Origin of the sequence: Sphingomonas canaveralia, from assembly GCF_047238125.1 — a bacterium.
Lineage (GTDB): Bacteria > Pseudomonadota > Alphaproteobacteria > Sphingomonadales > Sphingomonadaceae > JBDFMH01.
In genome coordinates this window covers 1745244-1761053 of the sequence record NZ_JBDFMH010000001.1, presented here as the reverse complement: position 1 = coordinate 1761053, position 15810 = coordinate 1745244, and the positions used below count along the sequence as shown (strand labels likewise).

The 15810-nt window shown below is 67.4% G+C and carries 23 protein-coding genes; 9 read left to right on the top strand and 14 right to left on the bottom strand.

Going from position 1 to position 15810, the window contains the following annotated elements; all coding sequences use genetic code 11:
• Positions 1-138 precede the first annotated feature (138 nt).
• The 4 genes from fsa to ABC347_RS08645 all read left to right on the top strand — a co-directional run bounded on the left by fsa (position 139) and on the right by ABC347_RS08645 (position 2692).
• Complete coding sequence (gene fsa / locus ABC347_RS08660; RefSeq protein WP_413245334.1) at positions 139-792, top strand: fructose-6-phosphate aldolase; 654 nt, start codon at positions 139-141, stop codon at positions 790-792.
• On the top strand, positions 789-1154 hold the full coding sequence (locus ABC347_RS08655) for a hypothetical protein (protein WP_413245333.1): 366 nt from the start codon (positions 789-791) through the stop codon (positions 1152-1154). Before fsa ends, ABC347_RS08655 begins: the two co-directional genes overlap by 4 nt.
• A 66-nt stretch (positions 1155-1220) precedes the next feature.
• The gene (locus ABC347_RS08650) at positions 1221-1781 is read left to right on the top strand and encodes a DUF484 family protein (protein WP_413245332.1); all 561 of its coding nucleotides are present in this window, start codon (positions 1221-1223) and stop codon (positions 1779-1781) included.
• Positions 1778-2692: a tyrosine recombinase XerC gene (locus ABC347_RS08645; protein ID WP_413245331.1), complete on the top strand. Its 915-nt coding sequence runs from the start codon at positions 1778-1780 to the stop codon at positions 2690-2692. The genes ABC347_RS08650 and ABC347_RS08645 overlap by 4 nt, the downstream gene beginning before the upstream one ends.
• Positions 2693-2698: 6 nt before the next feature.
• On the opposite strand, the gene ABC347_RS08640 is transcribed toward ABC347_RS08645, so the two are convergent.
• From ABC347_RS08640 to rsmI, 8 genes are all read right to left on the bottom strand, one after another.
• Positions 2699-3106 carry a hypothetical protein gene (locus ABC347_RS08640; protein ID WP_413245330.1) on the bottom strand — a complete coding sequence of 136 codons (408 nt, stop codon included), beginning with the start codon at positions 3104-3106 and terminating at the stop codon, positions 2699-2701.
• Positions 3063-3455 (bottom strand): hypothetical protein, encoded by a 393-nt coding sequence (locus tag ABC347_RS08635; protein ID WP_413245329.1) that lies wholly within the window; start codon positions 3453-3455, stop codon positions 3063-3065. Before ABC347_RS08635 ends, ABC347_RS08640 begins: the two co-directional genes overlap by 44 nt.
• A complete protein-coding gene (locus tag ABC347_RS08630) occupies positions 3452-3877 on the bottom strand; it encodes a hypothetical protein (RefSeq protein ID WP_413245328.1) in 426 nt (141 codons plus the stop codon). The genes ABC347_RS08635 and ABC347_RS08630 overlap by 4 nt, the downstream gene beginning before the upstream one ends.
• A 186-nt stretch (positions 3878-4063) precedes the next feature.
• On the bottom strand, positions 4064-4669 hold the full coding sequence (locus tag ABC347_RS08625; RefSeq protein WP_413245327.1) for a DedA family protein: 606 nt from the start codon (positions 4667-4669) through the stop codon (positions 4064-4066).
• Positions 4666-5616 (bottom strand): glutathione synthase, encoded by a 951-nt coding sequence (gene gshB / locus ABC347_RS08620; RefSeq protein ID WP_413245326.1) that lies wholly within the window; start codon positions 5614-5616, stop codon positions 4666-4668. Before gshB ends, ABC347_RS08625 begins: the two co-directional genes overlap by 4 nt.
• A gap of 130 nt (positions 5617-5746) precedes the next feature.
• Positions 5747-6103: a YraN family protein gene (locus tag ABC347_RS08615; protein ID WP_413247021.1), complete on the bottom strand. Its 357-nt coding sequence runs from the start codon at positions 6101-6103 to the stop codon at positions 5747-5749.
• Entirely contained in the window at positions 6100-6420 is a 321-nt protein-coding gene (locus ABC347_RS08610) for a hypothetical protein (RefSeq protein WP_413245325.1), read from the bottom strand. The genes ABC347_RS08615 and ABC347_RS08610 overlap by 4 nt, the downstream gene beginning before the upstream one ends.
• The gene (gene rsmI, locus ABC347_RS08605; RefSeq protein ID WP_413245324.1) at positions 6420-7271 is read right to left on the bottom strand and encodes a 16S rRNA (cytidine(1402)-2'-O)-methyltransferase; all 852 of its coding nucleotides are present in this window, start codon (positions 7269-7271) and stop codon (positions 6420-6422) included. Before rsmI ends, ABC347_RS08610 begins: the two co-directional genes overlap by 1 nt.
• A gap of 12 nt (positions 7272-7283) precedes the next feature.
• Between rsmI and ABC347_RS08600 the strand changes: the two genes are divergently transcribed.
• Entirely contained in the window at positions 7284-8471 is a 1188-nt protein-coding gene (locus ABC347_RS08600) for a penicillin-binding protein activator (RefSeq protein WP_413245323.1), read from the top strand.
• A gap of 9 nt (positions 8472-8480) precedes the next feature.
• Here the strand turns inward: ABC347_RS08600 and hemW are convergent, their stop codons facing one another.
• Genes hemW through rph form a run of 3 tightly spaced genes read right to left on the bottom strand, consistent with a single transcriptional unit; the run spans position 8481 to position 10974 of the window.
• The gene (gene hemW / locus ABC347_RS08595) at positions 8481-9632 is read right to left on the bottom strand and encodes a radical SAM family heme chaperone HemW (RefSeq protein WP_413247020.1); all 1152 of its coding nucleotides are present in this window, start codon (positions 9630-9632) and stop codon (positions 8481-8483) included.
• Positions 9629-10261, bottom strand: a complete 633-nt coding sequence (rdgB, locus tag ABC347_RS08590) for an RdgB/HAM1 family non-canonical purine NTP pyrophosphatase (protein WP_413245322.1) — start codon at positions 10259-10261, stop codon at positions 9629-9631. The genes hemW and rdgB overlap by 4 nt, the downstream gene beginning before the upstream one ends.
• A complete protein-coding gene (rph, locus tag ABC347_RS08585; protein WP_413245321.1) occupies positions 10258-10974 on the bottom strand; it encodes a ribonuclease PH in 717 nt (238 codons plus the stop codon). The genes rdgB and rph overlap by 4 nt, the downstream gene beginning before the upstream one ends.
• A gap of 108 nt (positions 10975-11082) precedes the next feature.
• Here rph and hrcA point away from each other — a divergent pair, with 108 nt between their 5' ends.
• The 4 genes from hrcA to ABC347_RS08565 all read left to right on the top strand — a co-directional run bounded on the left by hrcA (position 11083) and on the right by ABC347_RS08565 (position 14419).
• Positions 11083-12123, top strand: a complete 1041-nt coding sequence (gene hrcA / locus ABC347_RS08580; RefSeq protein WP_413245320.1) for a heat-inducible transcriptional repressor HrcA — start codon at positions 11083-11085, stop codon at positions 12121-12123.
• On the top strand, positions 12120-12665 hold the full coding sequence (grpE, locus tag ABC347_RS08575; RefSeq protein WP_413245319.1) for a nucleotide exchange factor GrpE: 546 nt from the start codon (positions 12120-12122) through the stop codon (positions 12663-12665). Before hrcA ends, grpE begins: the two co-directional genes overlap by 4 nt.
• Before the next feature lie 132 nt (positions 12666-12797).
• Positions 12798-13946, top strand: coding sequence for an HNH endonuclease (locus tag ABC347_RS08570; protein ID WP_413245318.1), 1149 nt, complete (start codon positions 12798-12800; stop codon positions 13944-13946).
• Positions 13946-14419 (top strand): SMI1/KNR4 family protein, encoded by a 474-nt coding sequence (locus ABC347_RS08565; RefSeq protein ID WP_413245317.1) that lies wholly within the window; start codon positions 13946-13948, stop codon positions 14417-14419. The genes ABC347_RS08570 and ABC347_RS08565 overlap by 1 nt, the downstream gene beginning before the upstream one ends.
• A 17-nt stretch (positions 14420-14436) precedes the next feature.
• On the opposite strand, the gene ABC347_RS08560 is transcribed toward ABC347_RS08565, so the two are convergent.
• From ABC347_RS08560 to ABC347_RS08550, 3 genes are read right to left on the bottom strand one after another with little or no spacing between them, the layout of a single operon-like run.
• A complete protein-coding gene (locus ABC347_RS08560; protein WP_413245316.1) occupies positions 14437-14886 on the bottom strand; it encodes a vgr related protein in 450 nt (149 codons plus the stop codon).
• The gene (locus tag ABC347_RS08555) at positions 14883-15155 is read right to left on the bottom strand and encodes a hypothetical protein (protein WP_413245315.1); all 273 of its coding nucleotides are present in this window, start codon (positions 15153-15155) and stop codon (positions 14883-14885) included. Before ABC347_RS08555 ends, ABC347_RS08560 begins: the two co-directional genes overlap by 4 nt.
• A gap of 41 nt (positions 15156-15196) precedes the next feature.
• Positions 15197-15652 carry a copper chaperone PCu(A)C gene (locus tag ABC347_RS08550; protein ID WP_413245314.1) on the bottom strand — a complete coding sequence of 152 codons (456 nt, stop codon included), beginning with the start codon at positions 15650-15652 and terminating at the stop codon, positions 15197-15199.
• Positions 15653-15810: the final 158 nt, after the last annotated feature.

Genomic DNA, 15810 nt, shown 5'->3' with positions numbered 1-15810 from the left:
GCTGAATAATCGCGGCATCGCGGTAGTTTGGCCGGCGCAAGCAATCGAAGGCCCGGCTTATCGGCGGTGGGTGGTTCGGTTCGCCCTCCGGCCCGGCTATAGCGCGGTTCGAATCGCAAAGCCCGAAAGGCCGCTTCAATGAAATTCTTCGTCGACACCGCCGACACGCGCGAGATTGCGGACCTGGCCGAGACCGGCCTGCTCGACGGGGTGACCACCAACCCCTCGCTGATCCACAAGGCCGGTCGCGATTTCCTCGAGGTCGTGGCCGAGATCTGCAAGATCGTGCCCGGACCGGTTTCCGCCGAGGTGGTGGCGCTCGACCATGAAGGCATGATGCGCGAGGCGGAGATCGTGCGCCGGATCGCTGACAATGTCGCGGTGAAGGTGCCGCTGACGATCGACGGGCTCAAGACGTGCAAGAAGCTCACTGACGACGGCACGATGGTGAACGTCACGCTCTGCTTCTCGGCCAACCAGGCGCTGCTGGCGGCCAAGGCGGGGGCCAGCTTCGTCTCGCCGTTCGTCGGCCGGCATGACGACAACGGGTTCGACGGGATGCAGCTGATCTCCGATATCCGCACCATCTATGACAATTATGATTTCGGCACGGAGATCCTGGTCGCCAGCGTGCGCCATCCGATCCATGTGCTGGAATCCGCCAAGATCGGCGCTGACGTGATGACGGCGCCGCCGGCGGTGATCCGCGCACTGTTCAATCATGTGCTGACCGACAAGGGTATCGAGGGCTTCTTGGCCGATTGGGCCAAGACCGGGCAGAGCATCGGGTGATCGCCGCGCTCGCCCTGCTGCTGGCCATGGCCGAGCCGACAGGCGTGCGCGTACCGATCCCGATCGATCCGATCCCCGCGATGCCGGGCCGGATCGACATATTGGACGATGAGTGCGCCGGTGCGCGGGGCGACGAGATCGTTGTATGCGGTCGCCCGGGCGATCAGGGCGCCTATCGCCTGCCCGAGAGCCGCGGTTTCGATCCGGCCGGCGATGTCGACAGCGTCAGCCGCGAGCGCAACGCCCTGCTGGACGAGGGTGCATCGGGCATCGGATCCTGTTCGACGTCGGGGCCGGGCGGGATGACGGGGTGCACCGTGCGCCAATGGCGGCGGCAGCAACAGCAGCGCGCCGGGCAGTGACGATCCGTCGCAGAAGCGGGAAATCGAGCGTTTTCTTTTAACCGGGCTCGGTTACCATCGCGGTCGATGGGCAAGGTGATCGAATTCGAAAATGGTGCGGTGGCGTCGCTACGACGCCGCGTCGCCGAGGTGGAGGAGGCCAACCAGGACCTCATTGCGTTTGCGCGCGGCCATTCCGGCGCGGTCGCCGCGATCCACCGCGCGGTGCTGGCCGCCGTCGATGCCGAAGGGCTGGACCACCTGATCCATGTGGTAACCCACCAATGGCCCGACCTGCTGGGCGTCGATGCGGTCGCGCTGGCGCTGTGGGCCGGGGATCGCGGGATGCGCGCCGATATGGGCGGCCTGCAACTGGTCGATGCCCGGATCCTCGAACATTCCCTGGCGGGGGTCGATGGGGTGCTGTTGCGCGATGTCGGCCGTGGCCATCCCCTGTTCGGGCCAGCTTCCGATCTGATCCGCGCCGAAGCGCTGGTGCAGCTGAGCGGTACACCGCCGTTGCCGGCAGGCGTGCTCGCTCTCGGTCAGCGCCGCGCGCAGGGGTTCGAAACGCGGCATGGCTCCGAACTGCTGATGTTCCTCGGCGACATCCTGGCGCGCGCCGTCGCGCGCTGGCTGCAGGGGTGAACGGGCTTTCGGGCGATCACCCGGCCGCGCAGCTGGCGGCAGAATGGGGCGTGCATCTGGCACGCGATCGGCGGCGATCGGCGCATACCGTGCGAGCCTATGTCGCGACGGCGCACCGGCTGATCAGCTTTCTCGGCGAGTATCGGGGCACGCATGTGGATCAGGCGATGCTCGCCGGCCTGGAGGCCGCCGACCTGCGCGCTTTCCTGGCGCAACGGCGCGGCGCGGGACTGGCCAATGCGTCGGCCGCGCGCGATCTTTCGGCGGTGCGCGGGTTCCTGAACTATGTAGCGGGCGAGGGGGGGGCGGTGCCGCGCCTGCGCGGCCCGCGGGTGAAGCCAGGCGTGCCGCGGCCGATTGCGCCGCACGAGGTGACCGCACTGACCGATGACGTCTCCGATGACGCCGCCCAGCCATGGATCGCCGCGCGCGACCGGGCCGTGCTGCTGCTGCTGTATGGCGCGGGGCTGCGCGTGGGCGAGGCGGTATCGCTGACCGGCGCTGTGCTGCCGCTGGGCGAAACCGTCGCCGTCACCGGCAAGCGCGCCAAGACGCGGATCGTGCCGCTGATCCCGCCGGTACGCTCGGCGGTCGAAGAGTATCTTGCGTTGCAGCCCTGGGGCATGGCGCGCGATCAGCCGCTGTTCCGGGGGGCGAAGGGCGGGCCGCTGTCCGCCGATCTGGTACGACGGGCGGTGCGGGCGGCCCGCAAGCGGCTGTCGCTGCCCGAACGTACGACACCCCACGCGCTACGCCACAGCTTCGCGACCCATCTACTGGGCCGCGGCGCAGATCTGCGCGCGCTGCAGGAACTGCTGGGCCATGCCAGCCTGTCATCGACGCAAATCTACACCGCCGTCGATGCGGCACATCTGATGGACGTTTATCGCAACGCCCATCCGCGCGCCTGACCCGGCTCAGCGCGCGCCGAGCCGCAACAGTTCGACCTCGCGGCGCAACTTGGTCAGCTCCAGCTCGTAGATGTGCGAGCAGTCGATCCGCTTCGGCTTGGCGCCGAGCGGGATCGTGACACGCGCATAGGCAGTCGCTTCCTGATCACGTGTATCGTTGCCAAAGAAGCCGAGGCCGCCCAGCGTGCGATCGACCGGTGTGCCGGCGCTGCCGGTCACACCCACATCGAGATAGGAGCCGTTCGAGTTGATGCTCTGGCGGCAGCGTGTGCCGGAGCTCGTCTCGATCGAGTCCTCGCCGCCGGGGCCGGTGGGCGGGGCGGGCAGATAGAGCCCGCTGGTGCCGGCAAGTGCGGCGCCGTGCGCCAGACTAAGCGATGCGGCGAGCAGACAGTTTCGAACAGACGCGCGCATTGATCGCGATCCCCTGTGGCGGCGTCGCGCGCTCGGCGCAGACGCGGAATTGATAGGTCTCGCCGACGGCCAGGCCGTTGGCGATCACGAGGATCTGGCGTGTCGCCCGGCTCGCCAGCACCGGCGCATAGGGAAACACGTCGACCCGCGCCTGGCTTTCCTCATCTTCCTGCCCGACGGGATAGAGCCGGAACTCGGTCGCGGTCTCGTAGGGGTTCAGCAGGGTGAGGTAGAAAGCCTGCGAGGGACCGTCGATTACACCGGTCTTGCTGAGCGGCCCCAAGCCCACCGCCCCGACTGGAGCAGCGAGCAAGGCGGCGATCAGCCCGGTCAGGAGCCGACGGGTCATTGCTGACAGGTCACTGTAGAGCTGAGCGTGTAGGTACCGGTCACGAAGCCGGTGCTGTTCAGCGCCGCGCCGTCTATGGTGACGGTATCGAGCAGGCGGTTGGCGGTGAAGCTGGACGCACCCCCGCTGAGCGCGCGGTTGCCGCCGCCCAGCGACGTGTAGCCGAGCAATGTCGTCGCGCTGGATGTGGACGCGCTGGGGCCGGTCAGCTGCGGCGCCGAAAAGGACAGCTGCGGGTTGGTGCCGGTTGCGACGACCGCCAGGACCGCCTTCAGGCCGCCGCTTTCCCGCGACGACAGCAGGGTGCCATCGTTCGAGACGCCCATCAGGCCCGGCGTGGTCAGGGTGAGCACGCACAGGTTCGCGACGACGCCGCTGAAGCTGACGGTGGTTGCCGGAGCGGGCGTGGCGGGAAGCGCCATGCAGGCTATGAGGCACGGCAAAAGATGATAACGACCAGACATGGGCTTCCCTTCTTCGGAGGAAGCCATGTACTAACTGGAATTGGTTAATGGCCGGCTAAGTCTAGGTTTCAGCGATTGATTGAATTTTTGCGCAACAGCAATCGACGCCTAGCGGGAATATCTTAAGATCGCGCCGTGGAATGGTTAATTCTTGTTCCGGGGGCGCCATGTGATGACGCGAAAGATGTACCAGGCCACTAGTAGAACCACGATCCCGGTCGACACCGGCCCGATGTAAGTTTCGACTTCGGCATAGCGCAGGCCGAGCTGATAGCCGGCGACCGCGAGCAACGCTGTCCAGCCCGCAGTGCCGAGCGTCGACCAGATCAGGAAGGTCTTGAGGCGCATGTCGAGCAGGCCGGCGGGGATCGACACCAGCGAGCGGACGGTGGGCAGCAGTCGGCCGAAGAACACGAAGGCGGCACCGTGGCCGATGAACCAGCGTTCGGCGCGCTGCACCTCGTGCCAGTCCATGGTGATCCAGCGGCCGAACCGGTCGATCAGCGGCTTGAAACGATCGATGCCCAGTGCGCGGGCGAGCAGATACCAGAAGGTGTTGCCAAGCATCGCACCAGCGGTGCCGGCCAGGATCACGCCCCACAAGGTCATGCTGCCCTTGGCCGCTTCCAGCCCCGCCAGCGACATGATCACTTCGGATGGGATAGGCGGGAACACGGTTTCCGCGAACATCAGGAAGGCGACGCCGAGATAGCCCGATTGCTCGATCAGCTGGCGAACCCAATCGGTCATCGTGCCGTCACCTTCGCCTCGATCGCATCCCAGATCAGCGCGGGCGTATCCGTGCCGTTGAACCTGTCGATGGCGACGATGCCGGTGGGCGAGGTCACGTTGATTTCGGTCAGGTGCCCGGCAATCACATCGATGCCGACGAACAGCAGCCCGCGGCGCGCCAGTTCCGGCCCCAGCTTCGCGCAGATCTCCTCTTCGCGCGCGGTGAGGTCGGTCGCGTCGGCCTTGCCGCCCGCAGCCAGGTTGGATCGGATCTCGCCCGCCTTGGGTAGCCGGTTGATCGCGCCGGTCGGCTTGCCATCGACAAGTACGATCCGCTTGTCACCGAGCGCCACGTCCGGGAGGAAAGCCTGAACCATGAATGGCTCACGCCACACCTGGCCGAACAATTCGGTCAGCGCGGCAAGATTGGCATCGGCGCGGCCGACATGGAACACGGCCGAGCCGGCATTGCCGTAGAGCGGCTTGATCACGACCTCGCCATGTTCGGCGTGGAAGGCGCGGGCATCCTCCAGCCGGCGCGTGATCAGGGTGGGCGGCATGAATTCCGCATAGTCGAGCACGAACAGCTTTTCGGGCGCGTTGCGCACAGATTCGGGATCGTTCACCACCAGCGTGCGATCGCGGATCCGCTCCAGCAGATGCGTGGCGGTGATGTAGGCGAGATCGAACGGCGGATCCTGCCGCATCAGCACGACATCGATATCGTCACCCAGATCGAGGGTGCGGGCGTCGTGCGCATCGAAATGCGCGCCGGGCACGCGCTGCACCGTGACCCTGCGGGCAGGCGCCGTCACTCGGCCATCGCAATAGCTGAGATCGCCCGCGGCATAATGCCACAGTTCGTGCCCACGCGCCTGGGCGGAAAGCATGATCGCGAACGTCGAATCGCCTGCGATGTTGATCGTTTCGAGCGGATCCATCTGGACCGCGACCTTCAGGGACATGCCACGCCTCAAACCCTTCGCCCCTGCGAAGGCAGGAGCCATTGCCTATCGCACCGAACGTCGCCGTGCGTGGATAGAGCCATGGACCCCTGCCTTTGCGGGGGCGACGGTGCAAGCGTTGTGCACCGCGTCACCCGCTCCAGGCATTGGCGATGTGCCGTGGCAGTGCGTTAGGGCGGAGCAGCACGACGTCGATGCGGACCGATTCGCCCGGACGCAGCCGCTTGGCCGCGGCGTAGCCAGCCGCCGCCGCCACGCGTTCCAGCCGGCGGCGATCGATCGCCAGGTCGAGTTCGGCGGCAGTGGCTCTGGTCTTCACTTCGATACAGGCAAGCACACCGCCGCGCCGAGCGATCAGATCGATCTCGCCGACCGGGGTGCGCACGCGCGCCGCCACGATCCGCCAGCCATGCAGTCGCAGCCACCAGGCCGCGATCGTCTCGCCGATCCGGCCGCGGCGCTCGGCGGCGGCGCGATTCCGGCTCAGCGGCAGCGGGTGAACACCAGCTGTTCGCCATCGGCGTCGATCACGCGCATCCGATTGGGCGACAGGCGCACCACGCGGCTGGCGATCGCGCCGTCCTCACCGGCGATCTCGGTCAGCCGATTGCCGGCCAGCCGCCAATCCCCGCCCATGTCGTCGCGCTCGAACGATCCGTCGCGGCCATAATAGCGCGAATCGGCGGCCTCGCAGGCGCGGGCATCCTCGATCAATTCGTCGGTGATGGGTGCCCAGACCCCGGCCAGCCAGGCCGGCGTGGGCAATGGCTGGGATGCAGCGAGCAGCAGGCCGAGCGCGATCATCACATGTCCTCCCTCAATTCCATCGCACGGGCATAGAGCGTGCGGCGGGGCAGGCCGGTGATCTGCTGCACTCGGGCAGCGGCTTTCGCGATCGGCAGATCGGCGAGTGCTGTGCGCAGCAACCCGTCGACATCGTCAGCGGCCGGCGGCGGCGCTTCACCGGGCGGGGCGACGACCAGCACGATTTCGCCCTTCGGCGGCTGATCGGCATAGCGCACGGCCAGTTCGCCCAGCGATCCCGTGACCGTTTCCTCGAACCGCTTGCTGATCTCGCGGCAGACGGCGGCCTCGCGATCCCCCAGACCTTCCCGCAGGGCGGCCAGCGTGCGCGCGAGCTGCGGGCCGGACACGTAGAAGACCAGCGTGGCCCGGATGCCGGCCGCTTCGGCGATCGCATCGGCGCGCGCCTTTTCCTTGGGCGGCAGGAAGCCCATGAACAGGAAGCGGTCGGTCGGCAGGCCCGACAGGGTGAGCGCGGCGATGGTGGCGCAGGGGCCGGGGATGGTCACGATCGGCACGCCGGCCGCGCGCGCGTCGCGGACCAGCTTGTAGCCCGGATCGGAGATCAGCGGCGTGCCGGCGTCCGAAACCAAAGCGATCGCCTCGTTCGCCATTCGCGCGATCAGCTGGGGGCGGACATGATCGGCGCTGTGGTCATGATAGGGGACCATCGGCCGGCGCGCGCCGATATGATGGAGCAGCTTCGCGGTGACGCGGCTGTCTTCAACCGCAATCGCATCGGCTTGGGCCAGGATCGCGGCGGCGCGGGGCGATAGATCGGATAGATTGCCGATCGGGGTTGCGACGATGTAGAGGCCGGGGGAAAGGCCGGAAGGCTGCGGGTCGGACATGGAAAGGACGTCATGACAGAGGCTGTTGGCCGGCGGAACCCCGTCGTCACCGGGTTGCGCGCACTCTGGCTGGCGGCGACGATCGCGCTGGCGGGCTGCACCGTCGTTCCCAAGCGCCCCGCGCCGCCGCCACCGCCGCCGCCTGCCGAGGTACCCGACGAACCGACTCCCGGCACGCTGCCGCAGGATCAGCAACGTCACAGGATCGCGCTGCTGGTGCCGATGAGCGGCCCGAATGCGGCCGTTGGCCGATCGATTGCCAATGCCGCGAACCTCGCGATCCTCGATACTGGCGGCGCGCGGGTGCGGATCACCACTTATGACACGGCCACCGGCGCATCCGCCGCTGCGGCGCGGGCGCTGGCGGACGGCAACCGGCTGTTCCTGGGCCCGCTGCTGGCGGAAGACGTGCGCGCCGTATCAGCGCAGGCGCGCGCAGCCAACGTGCCGGTAGTTGCCTTCTCCAACGACAGCAGCGTCGCCGGCAGCGGCACCTGGCTGATGGGGTTCTCGCCTGCCCAGTCGATCGATCGGGTGGTGGGCTATGCCCGCCAGCGCGGCATGACCCGCTTCGCCGCCTTGATTCCCTCCGGTCTGTATGGCCGCAACGCATCCAGCGCGCTGATCCGCGCCGCCGAGGAGGCAGGCGGCCAGGTCGTCTCGATGCAGAGCTATGACCGCAGCCCCAAATCACTGACTGCAGCGATCGCACGGATCCCGCGCACCCAGCCGTTCGATGCGATCCTGATTGCCGATTCGGGTCGGATCGCGATCCAGGCCGCCCCGCTGGTCCGCAAGAGCGGCAGCCCGCAGGCGCGGCTGCTGGGCACCGAGCTGTGGGAAACCGAGCCCGGCCTTGCCGCCAATCCGGCGCTGGCGGGGGCCTGGTTCGCCAGCGTTCCGGATGCGCGCTATCGCCAGCTGGCGACGAAGTATCGCGCGCGGTTCGGCACGGCGCCCTACCGGCTGGCGAGCCTTGGCTATGATGCGGTGCTGCTGACCGTGCGGATCGCCAAGGACTGGCGGTTCGGCGCACCGTTCCCGGCGCGCGAGCTGAGCGAATCGGGCGGGTTCGCCGGGGTGGACGGCGCGTTCCGGTTCGGGCGTGACGGAATCGCCGAACGCACGCTAGAAGTGAACGAGGTCCGCGGCGGCGGCTTCACCGTGGTATCGCCGGCACCGGCGGGCTTCGGGAAGTAGGCTTTTCGATCAGGCCGCGACGTCAACGATTTCCGGCAGGATCGCGTCCAGCAGTTGCATGCCGGGCGCGAGGACCTGGAGTCTGTCCCCCGCCTGCCGCACGAAGCCGAGCGTAGTGAGCTTCTTCACCGCGTCCGGATCGACCAGCCTGGTCGCCCCTGTCGTCCCCGCTACGCGTGCCAGATCGACGCCCTCGGCCAGCCGCAGGCCCATCAGCAGCGCCTCGGTCGCACGGTCGGTAGCGGATAGTGGGTCGGCGGACTGGAGGCCGTTGCCGGCCTCAGCCACGCGCCGCAGCCAGTTCTCGGGCTTGCGGTGGCGCAGCGTCGCCAAGCCATCGCGGCGGCCATGCGCACCCGGGCCGATGCCCAGATAGTTCGCGTAGCGCCAGTAGGCGAGGTTATGCCGGCTCTGCTGGCCGGGGCGGGCGTGGTTCGAGATTTCGTAGGCCGGGATGCCCGCGGCGGCGGTGGCGTCGCGTGTCAGTTCGAACAAAGCCGCACCATGATCGGGATCGACAGGCTGCAGCGTGCCCTGGCGTACCAGAGTTTCGAACCGCGTGCCGGGCTCGATCGTCAGCTGGTACAGCGACAGGTGGCCGGTGCCGAAGCCGATTGCTCGGCTGAGCTCGGCATCCCAGTCGGCTTCCGACTGGCCGGGCCGCGCATAGATGAGATCGAAGCTGACGCGCGCGAAATTGTCCTGCGCGGTATCCAGCGCAGCCAGTCCTTCGCGGACATCGTGCGCGCGGCCGAGGAAGCCGAGCGCGGCATCGTCGAGCGCCTGCAGGCCGAGGCTGACGCGGTTGACGCCGGCGGCCGCGAGGTCGGCGAAGCGCGCAGCCTCGACCGAAGACGGGTTCGCCTCCAGCGTGATCTCGATATCGGGCAGGAAGCCCCAATGGCGCTCGGCCGCCGCGATCAGCGCCGCCACCGTAGCGGGCGGCATCAGCGACGGCGTGCCGCCCCCGAAGAAGATCGAGCCCAACGGACCGGCCGGATAGGCGCGCGCCTCATGCGCCAGGTCGGCCAGCAGCGCATCGGCCCAAGCCGCCTGATCGATGCCGTCGCGGACATGGCTATTGAAATCGCAATAGGGGCATTTCGAGACGCAGAACGGCCAGTGGATGTAGAGCGCGAGCGGATGGTGTGGGGCTGTCAGCCCAGGCACGCCGCCACCAGCTTCGCGAACGCATCGGCACGGTGGCTCATTGCGTGCTTCGCGTCCGGATCTATCTCGCCGAAGGTCTGTTCGTGATGCCAGGGCTGGAACATCGGATCATAGCCGAAACCAAACGAACCGCGTGGCGGCCACACCAGCGTGCCATCGACCCGGCCCTCGAACGTCTCGATATGCCCGTCCGGCCAGCACAGCGACAGCGCGCAGATGAAATGCGCGTCGTGCCCCGCATCAGGGCCTTTGGCGACGAGCTTGTCCTGCACCAGCTGCATCGCCAACCCGAAATCCTTGGCCTCACCCGCCCAGCGTGCGGAGAAGATGCCGGGATCGCCGCCCAGCGCTTCCACGCACAAGCCCGAATCGTCCGCCAGCGAGACCAGGCCAGAAAGGTCGGCGGCAGCCCGCGCCTTCAGCTCGGCATTCGCCGCGAAGGTGGTTCCGGTTTCCTCGGGCTCGGGCAGGTCGAGCGAGCCGGCCGAGATCGGATCGATGCCATAGGGGGCCAGCAGCGCGCGGATCTCGCGTACCTTGCCCTCGTTATGGCTGGCGATCACCAGCTTGCCGGGCGTGAGCCGGCGATGCGGGATCGGGATCTCGGTCGGCGCGGTCACCGGCCGACTGCCTTCTTCTGGGCGGCGAAGATCTCGGTGCAGCCGATGCGGGCGAGGCGCAGCAGGCGCAGCAGCGCTTCCTCGTCATAGGTGGCGCCCTCGGCCGTGGCCTGCGCCTCGGCGATGTTGCCATTGTCCAGCAGCACGAAATTGCCATCGGCATGCGCTGCCGAATCCTCGATATAGTCGAGGTCGAGCACCGGCGTGCCTTCGTGGATGCCGCACGAGACCGCGGCGACCTGTGCCATGATTGGATCGCTGGCGAGCGCGCCGGAGGCCATCAGCTTGTCCACCGCCAGCCGCAGCGCGACCCAGGCCCCCGAGATGGAGGCAGTGCGCGTGCCGCCATCGGCCTGCAGCACATCGCAATCGATCGTGATCTGGCGTTCGCCCAGCGCGGCCATGTCGACCACCGACCGCAGCGATCGGCCGATCAGGCGCTGGATTTCCTGCGTGCGGCCCGATTGCTTGCCCTTGGCCGCCTCGCGGCTGCCGCGGGTGTGGGTGGCGCGGGGCAGCATGCCATATTCGGCGGTGATCCAGCCCTGGCCCTTGCCGCGCAGGAACGGTGGGACGCGTTCCTCCACCGAAGCGGTGACCAGTACGCGCGTCTCGCCGAACGCGATCAGAACGCTGCCCTCGGCATGGCGGGTAAAGCCGGTCTCGATGCTGATCGGGCGCATCTGATCGGGGGCGCGGCCGGATGGGCGCATGAATGGACTCCTTGAGGTTTGGCCGCGCGCTTTAGAGCGAAGTCGGCCGCGCTGCCACCCCATGGCTGAGCGGTTGAGGCGATGGCGCGAGATGCCTACATCTGCAGCATGACGCCCCCGATCACCGAATTGTCGACCCGCGCGCGCGACGTCTTCCGGATGGTCGTCGAAAGCTATCTGGAAAATGGCGCGCCCGTGGGATCGCGCACGCTCTCGAAATTCGCGACCCTGAACCTGTCGCCCGCCTCGATACGCAACGTGATGCAGGATCTGGAGGAGCTGGGTCTGCTCGCGGCCCCGCACACTTCGGCGGGACGGATGCCGACGCAGAGCGGGCTGCGGCTGTTCGTCGATGGCATGATGCAAGCGGCCGAGCCCAGCGCCCAGGAACGTGCCCAGATCGAGGCGCAGGTGCATGGGCCGGGGCCGGTGGAAGATGCACTGGCGGCGACGTCCGCTGCGCTGTCCGGCCTGTCGGCCTGCGCCGGCATCGTGCTGGTGCCGCGGCGCGAGCCGATCCTGCATCAGTTCGGTTTCGTGCCGCTGGCGCGCGACAAGGCGGTGGCAGTGCTGGTCGGAAGCGACGGATCGGTCGAAAACCGAGTCGTCGATCTGCCGCCTGGCATGCCGCCGGTCGCGCTGGCCGAGGCGGCCAACTTCATGAATGCCCGCCTCGCCGGGCTGACATTGGCCGAGGCGCGCGAGCGGCTGCATGCCGAGATCGGGCAGGGCCGCGCCGCGCTGGACGCCGCGGCGGCCGAGTTGATCCATCGCGGGCTGGCGGTGTGGTCCGAAGACGGATCGCAGCGGCCGGTCCTGATCGTGCGCGGCGCCGCCAACCTGATCGATCCCGTTGCGGCCGGCGATCTCGAACGGGTGCGCCACCTGCTCGACGAGATCGAGGGCAAGGAGGAGATTGCCCGCTTGCTCGACAGCGCACGCGCCGGGAAGGGGATGAAGATCTTCATCGGTTCCGAGAACAAGCTCTTTGCGCTTTCGGGCTCGTCGGTGATAGCGGCTCCGTACCGAAGCGGCGATGGCCGCGTGGTGGGGGTGGTCGGCGTGATCGGCCCCACGCGATTGAACTATGCGCGCGTCGTCCCCATCGTGGATTTCACCGCGCAGGCACTCAGCAGGTTGATGGCATGAACGAAGACACGAAAACCGAAGGCGAAGAGATTTTCGAGACGGAATTGGGCCAGCGCATGCCTGATCCCGCCGCCGACGAGCGGCTGGAGCGCGCCTCCGCCGAGATCGAGAAGCTGAAGAACGAGGTACTCTACGCGCAGGCGGAGACGCAGAATGTGCGCCGCCGGCTGGAGCGCGAGAAGGCGGATGCGACTGCCTATGCCGCCACCAACTTCGCGCGCGACATGCTTTCAGTGAGCGATAACTTGGCGCGCGCGCTGGCGGCCATCCCCGCTGAGCTGCGCGAGAACGAAAAGGTGAAGGGGCTGGTGACGGGCCTGGAAGCGACGGGCCGCGAACTGGACGCCGTGTTCCAGCGCCACGGCATCGCGAAGATCGATGCGATGGGCCAGAAGCTCGATCCCAATCGCCACCAGGCGATGATCGAGATGGAGCATGAGGACGCGCCGGGCACGATCGTGCACGAGATGCAGCCCGGATACATGCTGCGCGATCGGCTGCTGCGGCCGGCGCTGGTGGGCGTCGCCAAGCCGAAGGGCTGATCACCGCGTCCGCCGATGTGACCGCGCGCATAGCGGCGGTACCGCGATTGCGCTTGAACCGGTGGCACCGGGGCGGATAGCTGTTCCCGGGGCAGCGGGAGCGGGCGGCATGGTCGGGTCGGCAGGCGGCTGATGGGCTGGGGCGTCGCCGACATTCCGGTGGCTAACGGCACCGTGCTGATCGGGCCGATCAGCGCCATTCCCGGCGCGTTCATCCGCAAGACCGACGTGATGGCGACCCGACGCGTGCTGCATCTGGTACGCCACAGCAGTGCCGCGATGCAGGAACTGCGCCGCGAATGGGCTGCGATCAGCCTGCTGACCGTGCCCGAGCGGATGACCGACGACCAGCTGATCCAGCATGTCGAATACGGCGTTGCGCGGCGCACGCTGGCGGTGATGCTGATTGCGCGCGACCAATCGAACTTCGTTGCCAGGCCGGCGGAAAAGCCGCGCCTGATCCAGCCCGAAAGCGTTGCCGACTGGACGGCGAGCGAGAAGATCGTCGCGGCGCTCAGGGCAGCGGGCGGCCATCTCGGCGGGGAGATGCGCCGGATGATCGAGGAGCTGATCGATCCGGTCAACGTCGCGGTCACGGTCGGGCTGATCTTGGCGCTGGTGGCGGCCAACGCGATGGGCTGGGGCGTGATCGCCGATGCGGTGCTGGTGATCTTCGCCTATGCCGCCGCCGGCATCGCGGGCATCAAGGCGATCGGCCAGTTCATTGAGACGACGATCGACGTGATCGACGCCCGGTCCGCCAGCGAGATCGATCAGGCCGGCAAGGAATATGCCCACGCCTTCCGCGTGCTGGGCACCGCATTCCTGGCACGCTTCCTGGGCAAGGCGAAGGCGAAGCGGGCGGGCGCGACCGACCGGGTGCCTCGCGGGGGCAGCGCGAAGCCGGCGACAACCCCCGCAGCCAAGCCCAAGCCGCCGCCCCCGCCGCAGAGCCAGGTGCCGACGATCAATGGCCGCAAGCCGATCAACAGTCGCTATGCAGGCCAGACCCATCCATCGGGCGTGCGCTTCAACGAACGCGGCTTTCCCGACTTCTCGCCCCATTCGAAGGCGAGTGTTCAATTGAAAGGGTTGAACGGCAACTATGCCCACGACGCTGCGCTGGCGAACAAGGCCGTCGGGCTGAAGCAAACGCCGGCAGGCTATGTCTGGCATCATGTCGAGGACGGCCGCACGCTTCAGCTGATACCGCGCGACATCCATAACGCCGTGCGGCATACTGGCGGTTCGTCCGTCATCAAGAATGGAGGCTTTGACTGATGATCGAGCTGACCGGTGGAAGCGCGGCGGACCCGGCTGCGATCGCCGCGGTCGAGCGACAGCTTGCCGTCAATTTTCCCGAAAGTTATCGAACCTTCGTCGAGACGCGGGATGGTGCGCGTCCGGAGCCCAACCGCGTCCGCGCGGAGAACGGGACCGAGCTCGGGGTTGATCAGTTCATTCCGGTCGCCGAGATTATCAAGGAGCGGAACCGGATCGAGACTATTCCGCTTGCTGCCTTTCCGGTGGCATGGATGGAGGGCGGCAATTACGTTTTCATCGACGGGCGCCGCGGCGGTCGCGTGCGCTTTTGGGATCATGAATCGCCGGACGACATGATCGACGTCGCTCCCGATTTCGAGAGCTTCCTGAACGCGATCGAACCGTTCGATCCCGATACGGTGGAACTGAAGCCCGGCCAAGTTGAGAAAGCCTGGATCGATCCCGATTTCCTGAAACAGTTCGGCGGCTGATCCCTGCTCGCAGCCGATCAGAACGGCAGCACGCCGCGATATTGATCGAGCGGCGGGGCGCCGGCCACCGGGGCACCGCGACCCAGCAGGAAGGCATGGCGAACGATTTCGGCCTGCTGCTCGATCCCGTAGCGATGGAGCGGCCAGCCGGGCGTGAGGCGGTAGTGATAACGGCAGAAGGCGTGGCGGGCGAGCGGCAGGCAGAGCCCGCGTTGATGCTGCCAGACATGGCACATCTCGTGGATGAAGAGCCCTTGCGGCCCAAGCGGGGCGGCGGCGAAATCATCGCTGTAGAGCGTCCCGTGCGGGTGGAAATGGAGGTGGCCGCGCGGCGCCATTACCACCTGGCGCGGCTGGAAGAACGCCCATTTGCGGTTGCAGATCCGGATCGGTGCATAATCGATCGCATCGCCGTAGACCGAGCGCGCGAGCGCGATCTCACCTACGGTGAGGGGTCGATCGCTCATGGCAGCCACGGCAGATTGTCGAGCACGCTGGTGCCGGTGATCGCCTTGCAGCGGCGGTCGATCCAGAACACGACCGGGCAGGCGGCAATCAGGCCCAGGCAGACCGAGACGACATGGCCGAAATCGGCTTCAGCAGCTGGGACAAGTGGTACGATGATGGCGGCGAACAACAGATAGCCGAGCCCGGTGACGATCGCGAGCGCAGCCATTTCGACTACGAAGAACAGCAGCAGCGGCACACAGCCGGCCTTTTTTTCCACTTTCCTCATCGTGTGATCCCGAGCCGTGAACGATCGCTCGTTAACGCCCGTCAGGGTATAGGAGCCGCATCGCCGGCCGCGACCGATTTCGCCTCGACCTCGACCGTCTTGCCGCTGGCGAGCACGAAGGCGAGGGGAAGTTCGGTGCCGGGCGTGATCCGCGCATCGATATCGAACAGCATCGCATGATTGCCGCCGGGCTTGAAGTCGACCGGCTTGCCGGCCGGGACGGGCACTTCCGACAGCGGCCGCATCGTCATCATGCCGCCGTGCATGCCGCCTTCGTGCAGTTCGATCCGGCCGACGACCGCGCTCTTGATCGCGACCAGCCGGTCGTCTGCCGCTCCGCCCTTCACGGTGAAATAGGCGGCACCCGGCCGGCCCTGCACCGCGGGCAGCCGCACCCAGGCATTGGTGACCGAAACGGTGTCCGATGCCTGCGGCTGGCAGGCGGCGAGCGGCAGGGCGAGCAGCGCGACAAGCGCGTGGCGGGGCAGCATCTTCATGGCGGCGCGGGCTTAGCGCAGCGGAGTCGAAAACGCCATCGGCCGATAGCTTGCAGCCGGTTTCGCCGCACCTATATCGCGCTTCTGTAAGGGCATCTGGCCCGGCGCTCGCCTCGTTTGCAGGGGGCCCGGCCGGTGCGCCATTGTGAAGATGGGGG

Bases quoted from the DNA above. Each gene is read 5' to 3' on its own strand.
- ABC347_RS08600 (WP_413245323.1), top strand. From the start codon at position 7,284: ATGACAGAGGCTGTTGGCCGGCGGAACCCCGTCGTCACCGGGTTGCGC.
- fsa (WP_413245334.1), top strand. From the start codon at position 139: ATGAAATTCTTCGTCGACACCGCCGACACGCGCGAGATTGCGGACCTG.
- ABC347_RS08625 (WP_413245327.1), bottom strand. From the start codon at position 4,669: ATGACCGATTGGGTTCGCCAGCTGATCGAGCAATCGGGCTATCTCGGC.
- ABC347_RS08635 (WP_413245329.1), bottom strand. From the start codon at position 3,455: ATGACCCGTCGGCTCCTGACCGGGCTGATCGCCGCCTTGCTCGCTGCT.
- gshB (WP_413245326.1), bottom strand. From the start codon at position 5,616: ATGTCCCTGAAGGTCGCGGTCCAGATGGATCCGCTCGAAACGATCAAC.
- ABC347_RS08610 (WP_413245325.1), bottom strand. From the start codon at position 6,420: ATGATCGCGCTCGGCCTGCTGCTCGCTGCATCCCAGCCATTGCCCACG.
- hrcA (WP_413245320.1), top strand. From the start codon at position 11,083: ATGACGCCCCCGATCACCGAATTGTCGACCCGCGCGCGCGACGTCTTC.
- ABC347_RS08630 (WP_413245328.1), bottom strand. From the start codon at position 3,877: ATGGCGCTTCCCGCCACGCCCGCTCCGGCAACCACCGTCAGCTTCAGC.
- ABC347_RS08560 (WP_413245316.1), bottom strand. From the start codon at position 14,886: ATGAGCGATCGACCCCTCACCGTAGGTGAGATCGCGCTCGCGCGCTCG.
- ABC347_RS08550 (WP_413245314.1), bottom strand. From the start codon at position 15,652: ATGAAGATGCTGCCCCGCCACGCGCTTGTCGCGCTGCTCGCCCTGCCG.
- grpE (WP_413245319.1), top strand. From the start codon at position 12,120: ATGAACGAAGACACGAAAACCGAAGGCGAAGAGATTTTCGAGACGGAA.
- rsmI (WP_413245324.1), bottom strand. From the start codon at position 7,271: ATGTCCGACCCGCAGCCTTCCGGCCTTTCCCCCGGCCTCTACATCGTC.
- ABC347_RS08570 (WP_413245318.1), top strand. From the start codon at position 12,798: ATGGGCTGGGGCGTCGCCGACATTCCGGTGGCTAACGGCACCGTGCTG.
- ABC347_RS08640 (WP_413245330.1), bottom strand. From the start codon at position 3,106: ATGCGCGCGTCTGTTCGAAACTGTCTGCTCGCCGCATCGCTTAGTCTG.
- ABC347_RS08650 (WP_413245332.1), top strand. From the start codon at position 1,221: ATGGGCAAGGTGATCGAATTCGAAAATGGTGCGGTGGCGTCGCTACGA.
- ABC347_RS08565 (WP_413245317.1), top strand. From the start codon at position 13,946: ATGATCGAGCTGACCGGTGGAAGCGCGGCGGACCCGGCTGCGATCGCC.
- ABC347_RS08555 (WP_413245315.1), bottom strand. From the start codon at position 15,155: ATGAGGAAAGTGGAAAAAAAGGCCGGCTGTGTGCCGCTGCTGCTGTTC.
- rph (WP_413245321.1), bottom strand. From the start codon at position 10,974: ATGCGCCCATCCGGCCGCGCCCCCGATCAGATGCGCCCGATCAGCATC.